The 16,439-nt window shown below is 68.1% G+C and carries 16 protein-coding genes; 5 read left to right on the top strand and 11 right to left on the bottom strand.

Going from position 1 to position 16,439, the window contains the following annotated elements; genetic code table 11:
- Window positions 1-15 precede the first annotated feature (15 nt).
- The 6 genes from PQB87_RS28485 to PQB87_RS28460 form a co-directional block, all read right to left on the bottom strand.
- Window positions 16-864, bottom strand: coding sequence for an ABC transporter permease (locus PQB87_RS28485; protein ID WP_502291554.1), 849 nt, complete (start codon window positions 862-864; stop codon window positions 16-18).
- The gene (locus PQB87_RS28480) at window positions 836-2,026 is read right to left on the bottom strand and encodes an ABC transporter substrate-binding protein (RefSeq protein ID WP_489243054.1); all 1,191 of its coding nucleotides are present in this window, start codon (window positions 2,024-2,026) and stop codon (window positions 836-838) included. Before PQB87_RS28480 ends, PQB87_RS28485 begins: the two co-directional genes overlap by 29 nt.
- Before the next feature lie 28 nt (window positions 2,027-2,054).
- Entirely contained in the window at window positions 2,055-2,819 is a 765-nt protein-coding gene (locus PQB87_RS28475; protein ID WP_489243053.1) for an ABC transporter ATP-binding protein, read from the bottom strand.
- On the bottom strand, window positions 2,816-3,895 hold the full coding sequence (locus PQB87_RS28470; protein WP_059684314.1) for an acyl-CoA dehydrogenase family protein: 1,080 nt from the start codon (window positions 3,893-3,895) through the stop codon (window positions 2,816-2,818). Before PQB87_RS28470 ends, PQB87_RS28475 begins: the two co-directional genes overlap by 4 nt.
- The gene (locus PQB87_RS28465) at window positions 3,892-4,458 is read right to left on the bottom strand and encodes a carboxymuconolactone decarboxylase family protein (RefSeq protein WP_059684700.1); all 567 of its coding nucleotides are present in this window, start codon (window positions 4,456-4,458) and stop codon (window positions 3,892-3,894) included. Before PQB87_RS28465 ends, PQB87_RS28470 begins: the two co-directional genes overlap by 4 nt.
- Before the next feature lie 91 nt (window positions 4,459-4,549).
- The gene (locus tag PQB87_RS28460) at window positions 4,550-5,530 is read right to left on the bottom strand and encodes an AraC family transcriptional regulator (protein ID WP_230945299.1); all 981 of its coding nucleotides are present in this window, start codon (window positions 5,528-5,530) and stop codon (window positions 4,550-4,552) included.
- A 388-nt stretch (window positions 5,531-5,918) separates the two neighbouring features.
- Between PQB87_RS28460 and PQB87_RS28455 the strand changes: the two genes are divergently transcribed.
- A complete protein-coding gene (locus PQB87_RS28455; protein ID WP_059684698.1) occupies window positions 5,919-6,131 on the top strand; it encodes a hypothetical protein in 213 nt (70 codons plus the stop codon).
- Window positions 6,132-6,207: 76 nt separating this feature from the next.
- On the opposite strand, the gene PQB87_RS28450 is transcribed toward PQB87_RS28455, so the two are convergent.
- The 3 genes from PQB87_RS28450 to PQB87_RS28440 form a co-directional block, all read right to left on the bottom strand.
- Window positions 6,208-6,633, bottom strand: coding sequence for an NUDIX hydrolase (locus PQB87_RS28450; RefSeq protein WP_489243052.1), 426 nt, complete (start codon window positions 6,631-6,633; stop codon window positions 6,208-6,210).
- Between the two features lie 455 nt (window positions 6,634-7,088).
- Window positions 7,089-8,477: a nucleobase:cation symporter-2 family protein gene (locus tag PQB87_RS28445; RefSeq protein WP_489243051.1), complete on the bottom strand. Its 1,389-nt coding sequence runs from the start codon at window positions 8,475-8,477 to the stop codon at window positions 7,089-7,091.
- A 151-nt stretch (window positions 8,478-8,628) separates the two neighbouring features.
- On the bottom strand, window positions 8,629-9,585 hold the full coding sequence (locus PQB87_RS28440) for a LysR family transcriptional regulator (protein ID WP_489243050.1): 957 nt from the start codon (window positions 9,583-9,585) through the stop codon (window positions 8,629-8,631).
- A 103-nt stretch (window positions 9,586-9,688) separates the two neighbouring features.
- Here PQB87_RS28440 and PQB87_RS28435 point away from each other — a divergent pair, with 103 nt between their 5' ends.
- Window positions 9,689-10,426, top strand: coding sequence for an SDR family oxidoreductase (locus tag PQB87_RS28435; RefSeq protein ID WP_060065567.1), 738 nt, complete (start codon window positions 9,689-9,691; stop codon window positions 10,424-10,426).
- An 8-nt stretch (window positions 10,427-10,434) separates the two neighbouring features.
- Here the strand turns inward: PQB87_RS28435 and PQB87_RS28430 are convergent, their stop codons facing one another.
- Window positions 10,435-11,439, bottom strand: a complete 1,005-nt coding sequence (locus tag PQB87_RS28430) for a LysR family transcriptional regulator (RefSeq protein WP_489243049.1) — start codon at window positions 11,437-11,439, stop codon at window positions 10,435-10,437.
- Window positions 11,440-11,572: 133 nt separating this feature from the next.
- On the opposite strand from PQB87_RS28430, the gene PQB87_RS28425 reads away from it, so the two are divergent.
- The 3 genes from PQB87_RS28425 (at window position 11,573) to PQB87_RS28415 (ending at window position 14,021) form a co-directional block, all read left to right on the top strand.
- The gene (locus PQB87_RS28425) at window positions 11,573-12,289 is read left to right on the top strand and encodes an SDR family oxidoreductase (protein ID WP_489243048.1); all 717 of its coding nucleotides are present in this window, start codon (window positions 11,573-11,575) and stop codon (window positions 12,287-12,289) included.
- Between the two features lie 242 nt (window positions 12,290-12,531).
- Window positions 12,532-12,864, top strand: coding sequence for a putative quinol monooxygenase (locus PQB87_RS28420; RefSeq protein WP_048026491.1), 333 nt, complete (start codon window positions 12,532-12,534; stop codon window positions 12,862-12,864).
- Complete coding sequence (locus tag PQB87_RS28415; protein WP_060279550.1) at window positions 12,864-14,021, top strand: iron-containing alcohol dehydrogenase; 1,158 nt, start codon at window positions 12,864-12,866, stop codon at window positions 14,019-14,021. Before PQB87_RS28420 ends, PQB87_RS28415 begins: the two co-directional genes overlap by 1 nt.
- Window positions 14,022-14,121: 100 nt before the next feature.
- Here the strand turns inward: PQB87_RS28415 and PQB87_RS28410 are convergent, their stop codons facing one another.
- A complete protein-coding gene (locus tag PQB87_RS28410; protein ID WP_181523113.1) occupies window positions 14,122-16,302 on the bottom strand; it encodes an ornithine decarboxylase in 2,181 nt (726 codons plus the stop codon).
- Window positions 16,303-16,439 lie beyond the last annotated feature (137 nt).

The following is a 16,439-nucleotide window of genomic DNA, read 5'->3' as shown; positions in this document are numbered from 1 at the left end:
CCGACTCTCCGGAATCTACCGATCACCCCCCGACATATCGCTCGACAGCCGGGCCGCGACTGCGCGCGCGGCCAGATCGAGCAGGAAACCGAGCATGCCGATCACGAGGATCACGGCCGTCAGCTCCGAATACGCGAGCCGGTCGCGCGTGTCGAGAATCAGGTAGCCGAGCCCCGCGCTCACGCCGAGCATTTCCGCCGGGACCAGCACGATCCATAAGATGCCGATCGCGAGGCGCACGCCGGTGAGCACATGCGCGGCGATACCCGGCACGTAGATGTGCCAGAGCATTTCCGCGCGCGTGGCGGCAAGGCTTTCGCCAAGCTGGACCCAGCGCCGGTCGAGATGCGCGACACCCGATGCGGTGCTCATCACCAGCGGCCACACCGCGGCGAAAGCGAGCAGGAAATACACCGCGCGATCGCCGACGCCGAGCGACATCACCGCAAGCGGCATCCACGAAAGCGGCGAGATCATGCGAAGAAACTGCAGCGTCGGCGACAGCGTCCGTTCGAGCCAGCGCAGACGGCCGATCGCGAATCCCAACGGCACGCCGACCACGAGCGCCCACGCCAGCCCGACGGCGATGCGCCTGAGGCTGGTCGCCACATGCACGAGCAGCTGGTCCTCGGCGACGAGCGACGGCAGCGCTTCGAACGCACGCTGCGGCGCGAACTGCGCGGCCATCGCGTTGTGGCCCGCGAGCAGCGTGACGGCGAGCCACCACAGCGCCAGGGCGGCCGCCAGCCCCGCACCGCCCAGCACGATGCTGCGCCAATGCGTGGACGCGGGCACCGGACGCCGCGCCGCCGCCGACGTTTCCCGAACGAGCACGCTAGACAACGATCGTCTCCTTGCGTGCATAACCGCCTTCCTGGCCGAACGCCGACAAGCCACCCAGCGCTTCGATGCTCTTCTTCACGAACCGGTCGTCGACCAGGTCGCTGGCGACCCGTTTCGGATCGAGCGACGCGAGGAACTGGCTCGCGCCTTCCACCTGGGTCGTTTTCAACCGGCGCACGAGTTCTTCCGTATAGCTCGGATATGGATACGGCTGGAAGTCGATGCGCTTCACGCCCCAGTTCGCGTGCTGGATCGCGCGATCGCCGAGATAGCGCCCCTGATCGGCGGCTTGCGGCGCGAGCACGCGTGCGAGCAGTTGCGAAGGATGCGGCGTGTAGCGGTTCGGGCCTTCCTTCGACAGCAGCCTGGCCGCCTCTTGCGGATGGGCGCGCGTCCACAGCTGGGCGTTGACGATCGCATCGACGACCTTCTGCGACCACGCCGCGCGTTGCGTCAGGTCCTGCTCGTGCATGAAGATCACGCAGCACGCGTGGTTGCGCCACACGTCGCCCGTGAAGCGGAGAATCTTGCCGATGTTCAGCTGCTCGGCGGCCGCGTTGAACGGCTCGGCGACGATATATCCCGCGATCTTTTTCGACGCCAGTGCGGGCGGCATGTCGGACGGCGCCATCACGACCAGGTTGACTTCCTTCGGCCCCGGCTGCCCCGACTGTTTGAGTCCGGGCGCGAGACCCTGCGCGCGCAGCAGGTCCTGCAGCACGACGTTGTGCACCGAATACCAGAACGGCACCGCAACCGTCTTGCCACCGAGGTCTGCCACGGTGTTCACGTCGGGCGCAACCGTCAGCGCAGAGCCGTTCACGTGATTCCATGCGACGACCTTCGCGGGCGCCTTGCTGCCATAGCGCGCCCACACGGTCATCGGCGACAGCAGATGCACGACGTTGACCTGTCCCGACAGAAACGCCTCGACCAGCTGCGCCCAGCTTCGCAGCAGCGTCGGCTTCTCCGCCTGGATGCCGGCCGCGTCGAAGTAGCCGTTGTTGTGTGCGACGAGCAGCGGCGCCGCATCGGTGATCGGCAGGTAGCCGATGCGCACGGGCGCATTCGGATCGGCTGCCGCGCGTGCGCCGGATGCTTTCAGCAGCGGCGCCGCGCCCGCGACGGTAAAGAGCGACGCGAGCTTCAGCCATTCGCGTCGTGACATCGGTACGTTGCACATGAGGATTCCCCGCTGGTATCGGCCGGATTCAGGCGGCTGCTGAAATCGAGTTCTGCAGCGCCTGGAGAATGGAGATGCGCAGCTCGCCGAGCGAGCGCACTTGCGTGTGCCGCGGCTGCGGCAGTTCGACGGTCCAGCGTCCGACCAGCGTGCCGCGCCTGCCGAGCAGCACGATCCGATCGGCGACGAGCAGCGCTTCGTCGATATCGTGCGTGACCAGAAGCGCGGACGCGCCGGTGTTGCTCACCGCGGCAATCAGGAGCTGCTGCATGTCGGCGCGGGTCACTTCGTCGAGCGCGCCGAACGGTTCGTCGAGCAGCAGCGCGCGCGGCGCCCGCGCCAGGCAGCGCGCCAGCGCCGCGCGCTGTGCCATGCCGCCCGACAACTGCGAAGGCAGCGCGTGCCGTGCATGGTCGAGCCCGACGGCGGCCAATGCGCTCGTCACGCGTTCCTTGCGGTCTGCACGTGTCAGGTGCGGTTGACGCGCGAAGGTCAGCCCGAATCCCACGTTCCGCTCGACCGTGAGCCACGGCAGCAGGCAGGGGTCCTGAAACGCGAGGGCGACCTCCGGGCGCGGGCCGTCGACGGGCTCGCCATCGACGCGAATCGTGCCGGATGCGGTTCGCGTCAGGCCGGCGATGGCCCGCAGCAGCGACGACTTCCCGCAACCGCTCGGCCCGAGCAGCGCAACGAGTTCGCCGGGCGCAACCGACAGGTCGACGCCGTTCAGCACGCTGCGCGATCCGTACCGCAACGTGACGCCGTTCGCGACGATGTGCGCGCCTTGCGTCATGCTGCCGCCGCCCGTCGATGCCGCGCGAGCTGCGATTTCAACTGCACGAGGCTCGGCGTCACGATCGGGATGAACGACGCTTCGCGCACGCGCCGCGCGCTGCCGCTCTGGCCGCGCAGATAGCCGCGCCCTCCGGTGGCTTGCACTTCGAGCGAGACCGCCTGCGAGACGGTCTCGACGAGCGCGATGCGCAGTTCGAACATCGTCGCGGGCGCGTGGAGGAAGGTGCCGTCGATCACGCCGCGCTTCAACTGCGCGGCCTGATCGGCGAGCGTCGTTTCGAGTTCACGAATTTCCGCGCCGATCGACGCGCGCGACGGCTCGCTGGCATCCAGCGTGGCCAGCAACGCGCGCCGCGCCAGCCCGATCGACATCCCGCATTGCAAGCCGAGAAACGCCGGGCGCACGCGCGCGAGCCAGGCCGGTGCGTCGGCCGCGAGGCGGTACGATTCGTCGAGGACGGTATCGCTCACGCGCAGCGCGGCCGTATTGCTCGCGCGCAGGCCGATCAGGTCGAGATCGTCGCTGCGCTCGACGCCCCGCGCGTCATGCGGAATCGCGAAGACGGACGGCGGCGTACCGTCGTCGTGATCGAACGCGGCGGCGGCGATGAAGCCTTCGCGCCGCAGGTTCGTGATCCACGGCAGGCTGCCGTTCAGCACGAACGCGTCGCCGCTGCGGGCCGCGTGCATCTGCAACGGCTCGATGTCGGACAGATACTTCATCGCGTTCGAAAGACCGGTGGCGCCCGCCACTTCGCCGTCGAGCAGCGGCGTCAGCCAGCGCGCACGCAGCGCGTCGTTGTCGCTCTGCAGTACGTATTCGATGAAGGTGCGATGTCCCCACAGCACGAATGCGGCCGTCAACGAGCGTTGCGCGACGGCGGCCACCGTGTCGATCGCGTCCGCGATCGTGCCGCCCGTGCCGCCCATGACCTCCGGCACACCGACGGCGACGGTGCGCGAGCGCACCAGCTGCGGCAGGATGTCCGCCGCACGCGACGGGTCGACGTCGAGCGCGTCGGCATTGGCCTCGAGCCATGCGTCGAACGCATCGGAGCTCGCCGGCGCGGTCATGCTGCGCGCGCCGTCGGCTCCCAGCGATACGCTTCGAGCTGCGGATTCAGTTCGTTGCGCGCCAGGTTGTTCGCGAAGTTGCAAAGCGTCGCGAGGCTCACGCCGAGTACCACTTCAAGCGCGCCGGCATCGCTGTAGCCGGCCGCCTTGAACGCGGCGAGCGCTTCGTCGGACACGGCGCCGCGCGTCGCGATCACGTCGCGCGTGAACGTGGCGACCGCCTCGAGGCGCGCGTCGGACAGCGGGCGCTGGGCGCGGACCTCGTCGACGAGCGCGGCGGGCAATTGCGCCTTCTTCAGCGCGACCGCCGTATGGCCGGCCACGCAGAAACCGCAGCCATGAACGGCGGCGGCGGTGATCTGCACGATTTCGCGCTCGGCCAGCGTGAGGCCGCTGCGTGAATTGATTTCACCGACGGTCAGGTACGTTTCGAGCGCAACCGGTGCATTGGCGAGTGCGGCTACAAGATTCGGCAGGAAGCCGTTGGCGGCTTGCGACTTCTGGAGAAACGGGCGGCTGGCTTCGGGCGCGCTTTCGACGGTTTGGAGGGGCAGGCGGCTCATGGCATCCTCGATCGGAAAGCCGTCATTGTTGGCGGCGCCGGTCGAGCCGGCAATGCGCGGCCGTCTCTGTTTCATGCGCGTTTGTCTCGCGTCAATGCACGGGTGTCGCGCCGGTGCGCTCCGGGGCGCGGCGGCAGGTGCCGGGCGGCAGGCCGGTGACGCGCTTGAATGCCTGCGCAAAGGCGGATTCCGACTGATAGCCGACATGCTCGGCCGTGCTGAGCGTGGATGCTCCCTGCCGCAGCATCTCGGCCGCGACCTTCATGCGCAGCAGCGCAAGGAACTGCGCAGGCGGCTGTCCGCATGCCTGCGCGAACTGCTTGCAGAAGCGCGCGCGGGACATGTGGCAAAACGCGGCCATCGTGTGCGTGGTCCAGTCGTCGCCGGGTTTCTCGATGATCGCGCCGACGAGCGGCGTAAATTCGGCGCGCCGCATGACCGACCACAGGCCCGGCGCAAAATCGTCGCTGCTCGCGACGGCACGCAGTGCATAGAAGAACAGCGCATCCGTCAGACGATTGACGAGCGGCGACGGTGCATCCTGGGCACGCGCCGCTTCGGTGCGGATCAGGTCGAACAGCGTGCGTGCGCCCGCCAGCTTCGCGTCGTCGTGGCGCGCCAGGAGGTGGTCGGGCAACAGGCCGGCGATCGCGTCGCCGAGATCGGAACGAAACTCGAAGAAACCGCATGCCAGCGCGACGTCGCCCGGTGACGACGCAGGCTCGGCAAGCGGCGTCATCGTGCCGATCCGTACCGTGTATTCGTCGTCGGACGGCGCAACCGCGTCGGGCGTCAGGCAATGCGTCATGTCGTGCATCAGGAACACCGCGTCGCCGGCGACGAGGCGCGTGCTGTGCGCGGCACGGCCGTTCCGGGCGGGCAGGTGCAACCAGCATGCGCCTTCGAGCACGAGGTGGAAGCTCGCGCGCTGATGGCCGGCCGTCGATGCGCGATAGACGCCGCAATACCGGCCCACGTGAAACAGCGTGCTGCGCAGTTCGAGTCCGGAGAGCAGCCAGTCGGCGGCCTGTTCGGCGGAGTTCGGCATGGTGGGCGGAGGCGGGGAAGCCATTGGGAAGTCGACGGCGGGTTCCGAGCTTAGCGCCGCGACGTTGTGCGGTAAAACAAGCGATCGTGGAATGCATATGGGCGTGCGGCATATGCGTTCTTCGGTGGCCGGCGCCGGCTCGGCCGAGCCGGATTGCCGATCCATTCCGGCCACTCGCGGAGGTGTGCATGCCGACGTCGGCGATACCGGGCACGTTCCCGGAACACCGGGACTGCAATCCGGAGCGGCATCGTTCACAACAGCCCGCCCGGGCGGCCGCGATCGATAAAACTTGATCGGTAGAAGCACTAAAGCTTCAATGATTTTTTTCCGGGCTATAGTGGAATCACTGAAGGTAGACGCGGCGTGCTTGGCCGATACCGTTCAGGTAATGACTGTAGACGGGTGCTGCATGAAAAATAAAATCGACAAGACCGCCGGGCCGATCTGGGGCGTGGCTGCAGGATTGCTTCTCGCGGCCGCAGGATTGAGTCTCGGCATATTCCCGACGTCCCTGCACGGTTCGGGTAGCGCAAACGACTTCATGGCGTCCGGTGCCGCGATGCTGGGCATCTTCGTCGTCGTCTATTCCACGCGCGAATTGCGCAGGAAGCGCATGCACTGAGCGGTCGTGCGTCGCGGGTTCACGACCAGCGACTCGATCCGGCCGCCGGCCGACGCATGCTCTCGTCTGTCGCGCGCTACGCCTTGCGGATTTCGTGTTGATGGACGAGTTCGACGATTCGCTTCGTCGGAATGCTTGCGCGCAATCCGTCGACGCCGTCGATCGGAAACCACTTGCATTTCTCGATCTCGTTGTTCGCTTGCGGCGTCTGGTCCAGACCGACTTCCGCGAAGAACACATGATGGATCTTTGCGAGCCCGGTGAACTGCATCGAATAGACGAGAGTCTGGCCGGTTATGCCGGTTTCTTCGGACAACTCGCGATGCGCGGCTTCGAGCGGCGATTCCCCGCGCTTGATCGTGCCGCCGGGAAGGGCCCAGCGCGACGCCGCGCGGGCGACGAGCAGGACTCGTTCACCGCGGTAGCAGACGACGGTCGCGCGTTCCTTGACGGGGACGGCGGGCGTCTCGGGGGCGTTGTCGGGGGCGGGGGCTCGGGGCATGTCGTGATTCTAACCAGCACAAATCGATCGGCCAAGGCGGCGTGACCGGGTTTGACCTTTGATCGCCGCCCACACGGGGTCGATAACCCCGGGGCGCGTCGAAAGCGCAGTTCGGCGTGCGCGTCTCGTGGCGTGTGACGTGTGGCGTGTGCCGCGCCGGACGCCCTTGCGATGGCGCGCTGGTGCCGGTTCACGACGTGGCGGCTGTCGTGCGTACGCTGCTGCAATTGTCCGATGCCGCGTTCGTGCGGGAACCGGTGATGCCGGCGATAGCGGACGGGCGGTTCCAGGCGCGACGCGGCGCAGCGTGGAATCGGGGCAACGGGTGGCGCGAGCGGAGTCGGCCGGTTGGCGATACGCCGATCGCGTTGCCCGCACCGGGCGCCGCGGGTGCCGGCCGGTACGACACACGGTGCGGCCCGTCAGGCGCACCGCGCGTCGTGCGGATCATCCGCTTACTTCTTTTCCGGCAGGAACCAGTTCATCACGAGCGCGCAGATGCCGCCCGTCGCCACGCCCGATTCCAGCACGTTCTTCAGCGCGTGCGGCAGGCTGTTGAGGATGTCCGGCACTTGCGACACGCCGAGGCCGAGCGCGAGCGACACCGCGATGATCAGCAGCGCGCGGCGATCGAGGTGGACGCCCGCGAGGATGTTGATGCCCGATGCGGCCACCGCGCCGAACATCACCATCGCCGCGCCGCCGAGCACGGGTTCCGGCACGGCCTGCAGCACGCCGGCGACGACCGGGAACAGGCCGAGCACCACGAGCATCCCCGCGATCCAGATGCCGACGTGGCGGCTGGCGACGCCGGTGATCTGGATCACGCCGTTGTTCTGCGCGAACACCGAGCTCGGAAACGTATTGAACACACCGGCCAGCAGCGAGTTCGCGCCGTTGACGAGCACGCCGCCCTTGATCCGCTGCATCCACACCGGGCCTTCGACCGGCTCGTTCGAGATCTTGCTGGTGGCCGTGACGTCGCCGATCGCTTCGAGCGACGTGACGAGGTAGATGATCAGCATCGGCACGAACAGCGACCACGAGAAGCCGATGCCGAAGTGCAGCGGCGTCGGGACCTGGAACAGCGCGGCCTGGTGCATGCCGGTGAAGTCGAGGCGGCCGAGGAACGCGGCCGCGAGATAACCGATGACGAGTGCGATGACGAGCGCGGTGCTGCGCACCCACACGATCGGCACGCGGTTCAGCAGGATGATCGTGCCGAGCACGAGGCCCGACAGCGTCAGGTTCTCCGCGCTCGCGAAGGTGCCGTTGGCCATCGCGCCGAAGCCCCCGCCCATGCTGATGAGGCCGACCTTGATCAGCGTGAGGCCGATCAGCAGCACGACGATGCCGGTGACGAGCGGCGTGATCAGGCGCTTCACGAACGGCAGGATGCGCGACACGCCCATTTCGACGAACGACCCCGCAATCACGACGCCGAAGATCGCGGCCATCACGGTTTCGACCGGCGTGCCTTGCTTGACCATCAGGCTGCCGCCGGCGATCAGCGGGCCGACGAAGTTGAAGCTCGTGCCCTGGACGATCAGCAGGCCGGCGCCCAGCGGGCCGAAGCGCTTGCACTGGACGAAGGTGGCGATGCCGGAAATCACCAGCGACATCGACACGATGAGGGTCGTATCGCGGCTGGACACGCCGAGCGCCTGGCAGATCAGCAGGCCGGGCGTGACGATCGGCACGATGATCGCCAGCAGGTGCTGCAGCGCTGCGACGAAGGCGACCATCGGCGCCGGCCGGTCGTTCGGGCCGTAGACGAGGTCGCGGGCCGCATCTGCGGCGTCGGCGCCATGGGCGGCGGGTTGGGCGGAGGAGGCGGGTTGCATGGCGAGCGGGCCGGACAAGGTGGAAAGTGCGGCATTTTAGCCGAACGGCCTGCCGCCGCCGCCGGGGGCGCCGCAATAGCGGGAATCCGGCGGATCGGGAAAACGGTGGCGGATCGGCACCCGGGCCGGCCGTGACCGCGACGCCCGCCGGTCAGCGGGGCTGCCGCGATGCGCGCGCGGCCGGGTTGGCGGTCGCGGCGGTCGTCGCATGGAACCCGGGCAGCCCGGGAATCCGCTGCTCCATGAACTGCAGGAACGTGCGGGTCCTGAGCGGCAGATACCGGCGCGACGCATACACGAGGTGCAGCGCATGCGGCGGCACCATGTCCCACTTCGGCAGCAACCGGACGAGTTGCCCGCTGTCGATCAGGTCCTGAACCAGCCACGCCGGCCCGCTGCCCACCGAGTTCCCGGCGAGAAAGCATTCCCGCAGCGCCATCGAGCTGTTTACGCGATACCGGCCGCGCACCGGAACGGCGACCTGCTCGTCGCCGCGGGCGAATGCCAGTTCGTTGCCGATGTCCGCGCGTGCGTAGCCGACGTACTCGTGCCGCGCCAGGTCTTCCGGCCGGCGGAGCCTCGGTGCCTGCGCGACGTACTTCGGCGTGGCGACCAGCAGGCGGGGCGACGATGCGATGGGGCGCGCCACGGCATCCGGCGGCAGCAGGTGGCCGAGGCGGATGGCGACATCGACGCCTTCTTCGACCAAGTCGATCACACGGTCGGTCAATTGCAGCTCGACCTCGATCTCCGGCCATGCGGCGAGGAATTCGAGCACGAGCGCATTCAGCCTTAGCTCGCCCAGCCCCAGCGGCGCATTGACGACCAGCTTGCCGACCGGCCGCACCGTTTGCCCGCGCACCTCGGCCACCGCGCTCGCGTATTCGTCGATCACGCGCTTGCAGCGGTCGTAGAACCGGCGGCCTTCGTCGGTGGGCGCGAGGCTTGTGGTCGAGCGTTCGAGCAGGCGGACGCCCAGTTCCTTTTCGAACGCGGCGACGATCTTGCTGATCGTCGGCTGGCCGGTGTCTTCCTCGCGCGCGACCGCCGAGAAATTGCCGAGCTCGATGGCGCGGACGAACACGCGCATGGATCGCAGCGATTCCATCTTATTCCTTTTGGGAATGAACCTTATTCAAGTCTCCCACGTTCCTGCGCAATGGAGAATGACCTAACGTTCGCGAACCTTCAATCCCTGACGAGGAGTCGACATGAACGAGGCAACGCAATCTTCGGCACTGGACGGTGCGCACGTCGTGGTATTCGGCGGAAGCTCCGGAATCGGCCTCGAGGCCGCGGCCGCCGCGAAGGCGAAAGGCGCGAGCGTCACGTTGGTCGGCCGGACCCGCGCGAAGCTCGAGGCCGCCGCGCAAGCGATCGGCGGCGCGCGCATCGCGGTGGCCGACATCGCGGACCGGCAGGCGGTGCAGGCCGTATTCGACTCGCTCACGCGCGTCGATCACCTGGTCGTCACGGCCGGCCGGTTCATTGCGGGCAAGCTGAACGAGACCGATCCCGATCACCTGCTCGCCGCGCTGCAGGAACGTATCGCCGGGCCGGTCTACGCGATCCGGGCCGCGTTGCCGCTGATGCCGGCGACCGGCTCGATCGTGCTGACCGGCGGACAACTGTCGGATCGTCCGGCCGCGCACGGCACGTCCGTCATAGCCGCCGCCGTGCGTGGCGTCGAGGCGCTGGCGCAGTCGCTCGCGCTGGAACTGAAGCCGGTTCGCGTGAACGTCGTCGCGCCCGGCTTCGTCGAGACGCCGCTGTACGACGCGTTCGGCGCGGAAGCGCGCGACACGATTCTCGCGGGTGCGGCGTCGGCTTTGCCCGGCGGCCGGGTCGGGCGCGCCGATGAAGTGGGGGAGGCGATCGCGTTCCTGCTGGGCAACGGCTTCATGAATGGCGAGATCCTGCACATCGACGGCGGCGGCCGGCTGGTCTGAACTGCGTGTCAGCCTGCGGCGCGCGGGCCGGTGCGGCGCGCCGGCGGGCGTGATGTGTGCGATGTGTGCGATGTGTGCGGTGTGCGGGAATCCGGATACGCGCGCTGGCAGACGGCGATGACCGCATCGCGCAGGCGGCGATGCACGGGGTCGCCGTGCATGCGCGGATGCCACAGCGCGGAAACGAGGATCCCGGGCAGGCGCACCGGGATCTCGAAGCTGCGCAGCCCGAGGGCGTCCGTGAGCCCCGGCGAGAACGCGTTGCCGAGGCTCGAGCGCGGCACGAGCGCGATCAGGTCGGTGCTGGCCGCGACACGCATCGCATCGGGGTAGCCCGGTACGACGACGTGCACGGTGTCGCCCTGGCCGGCCCTGTCGGCCGGGTCGTCGGCCGGCCCGCCGAAATCGCCGAGCTGCGACGCGATCACGTGACGGCAGGCCGCATAACGCGCGGGCGTGATCCTGCCCGATGCGAACAGCGGATGCCCGGCGCGTGCCACCGCGACGTGCCAGTCGTGAAACAGCATGCGTGTGTGCAGTTCGGGGGCATCGTCGCCGCGTTTGCCGATTTCCAGATCGACGGCGCCGTCGCGCAGCGCTTGCGGATCGCGGTCGGGTTTCGGGACGAAGCGGATGCGCACCTGCGGCGCGATTTCGCCGAGTGCGGCGACCACCGGGCCGGACAGCATTTCCATGAACGATGCGGCCGCGCGGATGGTGAACGTGGACGCGTGCGTCGCCAGATCCACGTCGGCCGTCGCCGGCCGCAGCACCGCGCGCGCATCGGTTGCGATCGCGTGCACGCGGTCGCGCAACGCGGCTGCGTGCGGCGTCGGCACGAGCTTGCGCCCGGCGCGCACGAGCAGCTGATCGCCGGTGGACATCCGCAGCCGCGTGAGCGTGCGGCTCATCGCGGACGTGCTCAGGCCGAGCCGGCGCGCGGCGCCGGTCACGCTGCCTTCCGACAGCAGCACGTCGAGCGCGGTGACGAGGTTCAGGTCGATGTCTTCCATGGCGACAGGATACGCCACGGCACGACATGACATGGCGTTCGGTGCAACTATGCTTTGAGTCGGGTGCGTCTGGTGCCTGTCGTGATGCACACCTATAGTGGCTGCATGACGCAACCCGGCAAAGGCGGACACCATGCAATCGACTGTATCGAGTAAAAACGCACCGACGATCCTGCTCGTCGCGGCCTCGCGCGGCCTCGGGCTCGCGATGGCGGAGCAATTCCTGAGCAAGGGCTGGAGCGTCACGGGCACCGTGCGGGAAGGCGCGGGGCGCACGCGGCTGCACGATCTTGCCGACCGGTTCGACGGCCGGCTCGACATCGAGACGCTCGACATCTGCGAGCCGGCGCAACTGGCGGCGCTGCGCGAGCGGCTGTCGGGCCGGCGCTTCGACATGCTGTTCGTGAATGCGGGAACGACGAACGAGCCGACCGAAACGATCGGCGAAGTGACGACCGACGAGTTCGTGCGCGTGATGGTCACGAATGCGCTGGCGCCGATGCGCGTGATCGAGACGCTGCAGGATCGCGTGACCGCGGACGGCCTGATCGGTGCGATGTCGTCGGGGCAGGGCAGCGTCGCGAACAACGTCAGCGGGATGCGCGAGGTCTATCGCGGCAGCAAGGCCGCGCTGAACCAGTTCATGCGCAGCTTCGCGGCGCGCCAGGCCGATACGCGGCGTGCGATGGTGCTGATGGCACCCGGCTGGGTCCGCACGGAGCTGGGCGGGCCGGATGCGCGCCTGACGATCGAGGAAAGCGTGCCGAGCCTCGTCGACGTGCTGGTCGCCAAGCGGGCGCGCCCGGGGCTCGAGTATCTCGACTATCTGGGGCGGACGGTGCCGTGGTAATCGTCGCGGCGATGCAGCGCGCGGGTGGCGGCCCGTTGCGATCCGCCGTGCCGTGAACGGGGCACGGGATTCGCCGGGCCTTTTGCGGCCCGATGCCGGCTCTGCGAAGACCGTGCGGATTCAATACAATGCGACGACAAGCCAGTGACACGGCGTTGCGCCGTCGCGTTCGAATCCCCCGGTTCGCCGCGCATCGTGTGCGTCCCCGTCGTGACGGCCCCCAGTCGAACACGGAGCGCAACATGAACGAACCCTACCTGCAGGTCATCGCGCATTTCTTCGCCAAACCCGGCAACGGCGACCGCGTGCTCGAACTGCTCGCGGAACTCGCGCCGGCGACGCGCACCGAGCCGCAGAACCTCGACTACGCGTATTTCCGGTCGGCGGAGGACCCCGACCACATCGTGATCCTCGAACGCTACCGCTACGCGGACGGCCTCGACGTGCATCGGGACACGCCGCATTTCCAGCGGATCGGTGTCGGCGCGATCTTTCCGTTGCTCGATCGCCGCGACGTGTTGCGCTTCATGGTGCAGCCGGACACCGGCACGGCGACGTCGCCGGGAGGTGCCTGATGAACCCGTTTCAATTCCGCACCGTGCCGACGCAGGTCGTCGAATTCGGCGCCGCGCGCCGGCTCGGCGCGTTGTTGCGTGAACGCTTTCCGGCGCTCGTGCGGCTGTGCGTCGTCACCGATGCGTTCCTGCATCGCAGCGGCGTGCTCGCGCCGGCGCTGGAGAGCCTCGCCGCGCACGGCTGGCAGGTCACCGTGATCGACGACGTGATCGCCGATCCGCCCGAGCACGTGGTGCTGGACGCGACCGAGCGGGCCGTCGCGGCCGATGCCGAGATCGTGCTCGGCCTGGGCGGCGGATCGTCGATGGACGTCGCGAAGCTGATCGCGGTGCTCGCGACGGGGCAGCAGGCGCTGGCCGACATGTACGGCGTCGACAAGGTCACGAGCGCGCGGCTGCCGCTCGTGCAGATGCCGACGACGGCCGGCACGGGCTCCGAAGTGACGGCCGTGTCGATCGTCACGGTCGGCGAGGCACGCAAGATGGGCGTCGTGTCGCCGCACCTGTTCGCCGATGTCGCGATCCTCGACGCCGAACTGACGCTCGGCCTGCCGCGCGCGGCGACGGCCGCGACGGGCATCGACGCGATGGTGCATGCGATCGAGGCCTACACGTCCGCGCGGCTGAAGAACCCGGTGTCCGACATGCTGGCCGTGCACGCGCTGACGCTGCTGTCACGCAACCTGCTCGCGGCGTGCGACGACGGCCACGACCGCCACGCGCGCGAGGCGATGCTGGTCGGCGCGATGTTCGCGGGGCAGGCGTTCGCGAATGCGCCGGTTGCGGCCGTGCACGCGCTGGCCTATCCGGTCGGCGGGATCTTCCATGTGCCGCACGGGCTGTCGAATGCGCTCGTGCTGCCGCACGTGCTGCGTTTCAACGCACCGGCCGCCGCACCGCTGTATGCGGAACTCGCGGCGATCGTCGCGCCGTCGGCGACGGGCAGCGACGAAGCGCGTACGCACGCGCTGATCGGCGAGATCGACCGGCTGATCGCCGCGACGGGCATTCCGCGCACGCTGCGCGAGGTCGGTATCGGCGAGGCCGACCTGCCGAGGATGGCATCGGACGCGATGCTGCAGACGCGCCTGCTCGTGAACAATCCGCGCGAGGTGACGGAGGCCGACGCGCTCGAGATTTACCGGCAGGCGTGGTGACGGGGCGGGCGTGCGCGTCGCGCCGCCCGCAATGCATTCACGTCACGATGCCCGCTCCGTCCGGCAGTCCCGAAGCACAGCTGCCGCACTGCCCGCCGGGTTATGCGCTCGACGCGTCGGCGCCGGCCGCCACCACGTACGCCGACGCCTGTTTCGTGCCGTCCGGCTGCGTTTGCAGATAGACGCCCTGGATCTCCGGCTCGAAACCCGGCAGCGCGTTGATCCCGGCTTCGAGCGCGCGGAAGTAGTCGAGCGCCGGGCCGCCCCAGACTTCGCCGGGCACCACGCAGAAGATGCCGGGCGGATAGGGCAACGCGCCTTCCGTCGCGATCCGGCCTTCGATGCGATCGAGCGTGACGAGTTCGACGTTGTTGCGGATCAGCTCGGCGTTCGCGGCCTGCGGCAGCATCGCCTGCTTCGGAAATCGCGCGCGCCGGAACATCAGCTTCTGCAGATGCTTCATGTCGTGGCTGCGGTAGAAGTCGTGCATCCGCTGGCACAGCTGCCGCAGGCGCATGTTGCCGTACAGCTCCGGATACGCTTCGCACAGCGACGGAATCGCTTCGCGCAGCGGCGTGTCCTGGTCGAGATGCCGTTCGAACTGCGCGAGGTGCGCGACCAGGTGCTGCAGCTTGCCGAAGCTTTCCGACGGCGTGAGCAGGAATAGGATCGTGTACAGGTCGGCCTTCTCGGGCACGACGCCGTGCTCGCGCAGATAGCGCGCGAGGATCGGCGCCGGCGCGCCGAACGGCGCGTACTCGTGCGTGTCGCGATCGATGCCGGGTGTCGTCAGCAGCAGCTTGCACGGGTCGACGAAATACTGGTCGTCCGCATAACCCTCGAAGCCGTGCCAGGTGTCGGCCGGGTGGAAGCGGAAGAAGCGCAGGTCGTCGACGATCTGCTCGGTCGGGTAGTCGGCCCACGGGCGGCCGTCGACGTTCTGCGGCACGAACGGACGGATCTGGCGGCAGGTCTTGAGCAGCAGCTTGCGCGCGTCGACGCCGTGCGCGACGCAGTCGCGCCACAGGCGCTTGCCGGCCGGGCCCGCGTGCATCTGCGCGTTGACGTCGAGCGCCGCGAACATCGGATAGAACGGGCTCGTCGACGCATGGATCATGTACGCGTTGTTGAAGCGCCGGTGATCGCAGAAGCGTTTCTGGCCTTCGATGTGGCTGTCCTTCTTGTGGATCTGCGACGTCTGCGAGAAGCCGGCCTGCTGCTTGTGCACCGACTGCGTGACGAAGATGCCGGGATCGTCGGGGCCGAGCGCGAGCATCAGCGGCGAGCAGTCCTGCATCATCGGGATGAACTGCTCGTAGCCGACCCACGCCGAATCGAACAGGATGTAGTCGCACAGATGCCCGATCCGGTCGACGATCTCGCGCGCGTTGTAGATCGTGCCGTCGTAGGTGCCGAGCTGGATCACCGCGAGCCGGAACGGGCGCGGCCGGTCGGCGCGCTCCGGCGCGACGTCGCGGATCGCGTCGCGAATGCGCGCCTCGTCGAGCGCCGCGCTGTCGACGCCGCCGATGAGGCCCCACGCGTTGCGCGCGGTTTCGAGGTAGACCGGGCGCGCGCCCGACAGCACGAGCGCGCCGAGATGCACCGACTTGTGGTTGTTGCGGTCGAACAGCACGAGATCGTCGGGGGCGAGCAGTGCGCTCGTGACGACCTTGTTCGACGTCGACGTGCCGTTCAGCACGAAATACGTCTTGTCCGCGTTGTAGATCCGCGCGGCATTGCGCTGCGCTTCCAGCGCGGGGCCTTCGTGGATCAGCAGGTCGCCGAGCCGGACATCCGCGTTGCAGAGGTCGGCGCGAAAGATCGTCTCGCCGAAGAAGTCGAAGAACATCCGGCCGAGCGGATGATTCGAGAAGAACTGGCCGCCCTGGTGGCCGGGGCAGTCGAACTCCACATAGCCGCGCTGCACGTATTCGCGCATCACCTTGAAGAACGGCGGCAGCAGGCTCTCGCTGTAGATGTCGGCGGCGGCGGAGATCTGCCGGCCGTAGTAGTGGCGGCCGCCATGACGGAGCTGGATCACGCCGCTCGCGCTCGGCAGGACCGACGGCGGCACTTCCTGGCCGGGCTCGACCGCGACGAAGAACGGAATCGCGAACCCGGTTCGTTCGACGGTTTTCAGCACCTGTTGCGCCGAATCGATTCCGACCACGATTGCCGCGATATTCGTGAAATCGGTCTGATAGACATCGACCTGTTCATGCGTGGTGAGGAAGGCGCCGATCAGCGCCGGCTCGACTGCGATTTTCAACAGGCTCACGCGAATTCTCCCGTAAATGTGCTGAAACGGGAGCCGCATTCGCATGGGCGCGTAATCCGCATAATCCGGCACGCGCCGCAGCCGATTGAAATGCTCCCGCGAATGCTGAATGCCGAATGACGCACGGCGCGCCGTGC

The sequence above is a fragment of the Burkholderia sp. KL41 genome (assembly GCF_057005415.2).
This window is presented reverse-complemented; position numbering and strand designations above follow the sequence as displayed.

What these genes read in the sequence shown, in the direction of transcription:
- PQB87_RS28485 (WP_502291554.1), bottom strand. Translation starts at nt 864, where the DNA reads ATGCACGCAAGGAGACGATCGTTGTCTAGCGTGCTCGTTCGGGAAACG.
- PQB87_RS28480 (WP_489243054.1), bottom strand. Translation starts at nt 2,026, where the DNA reads ATGTGCAACGTACCGATGTCACGACGCGAATGGCTGAAGCTCGCGTCG.
- PQB87_RS28475 (WP_489243053.1), bottom strand. Translation starts at nt 2,819, where the DNA reads ATGACGCAAGGCGCGCACATCGTCGCGAACGGCGTCACGTTGCGGTAC.
- PQB87_RS28470 (WP_059684314.1), bottom strand. Translation starts at nt 3,895, where the DNA reads ATGACCGCGCCGGCGAGCTCCGATGCGTTCGACGCATGGCTCGAGGCC.
- PQB87_RS28465 (WP_059684700.1), bottom strand. Translation starts at nt 4,458, where the DNA reads ATGAGCCGCCTGCCCCTCCAAACCGTCGAAAGCGCGCCCGAAGCCAGC.
- PQB87_RS28460 (WP_230945299.1), bottom strand. Translation starts at nt 5,530, where the DNA reads ATGGCTTCCCCGCCTCCGCCCACCATGCCGAACTCCGCCGAACAGGCC.
- PQB87_RS28455 (WP_059684698.1), top strand. Translation starts at nt 5,919, where the DNA reads ATGAAAAATAAAATCGACAAGACCGCCGGGCCGATCTGGGGCGTGGCT.
- PQB87_RS28450 (WP_489243052.1), bottom strand. Translation starts at nt 6,633, where the DNA reads ATGCCCCGAGCCCCCGCCCCCGACAACGCCCCCGAGACGCCCGCCGTC.
- PQB87_RS28445 (WP_489243051.1), bottom strand. Translation starts at nt 8,477, where the DNA reads ATGCAACCCGCCTCCTCCGCCCAACCCGCCGCCCATGGCGCCGACGCC.
- PQB87_RS28440 (WP_489243050.1), bottom strand. Translation starts at nt 9,585, where the DNA reads ATGGAATCGCTGCGATCCATGCGCGTGTTCGTCCGCGCCATCGAGCTC.
- PQB87_RS28435 (WP_060065567.1), top strand. Translation starts at nt 9,689, where the DNA reads ATGAACGAGGCAACGCAATCTTCGGCACTGGACGGTGCGCACGTCGTG.
- PQB87_RS28430 (WP_489243049.1), bottom strand. Translation starts at nt 11,439, where the DNA reads ATGGAAGACATCGACCTGAACCTCGTCACCGCGCTCGACGTGCTGCTG.
- PQB87_RS28425 (WP_489243048.1), top strand. Translation starts at nt 11,573, where the DNA reads ATGCAATCGACTGTATCGAGTAAAAACGCACCGACGATCCTGCTCGTC.
- PQB87_RS28420 (WP_048026491.1), top strand. Translation starts at nt 12,532, where the DNA reads ATGAACGAACCCTACCTGCAGGTCATCGCGCATTTCTTCGCCAAACCC.
- PQB87_RS28415 (WP_060279550.1), top strand. Translation starts at nt 12,864, where the DNA reads ATGAACCCGTTTCAATTCCGCACCGTGCCGACGCAGGTCGTCGAATTC.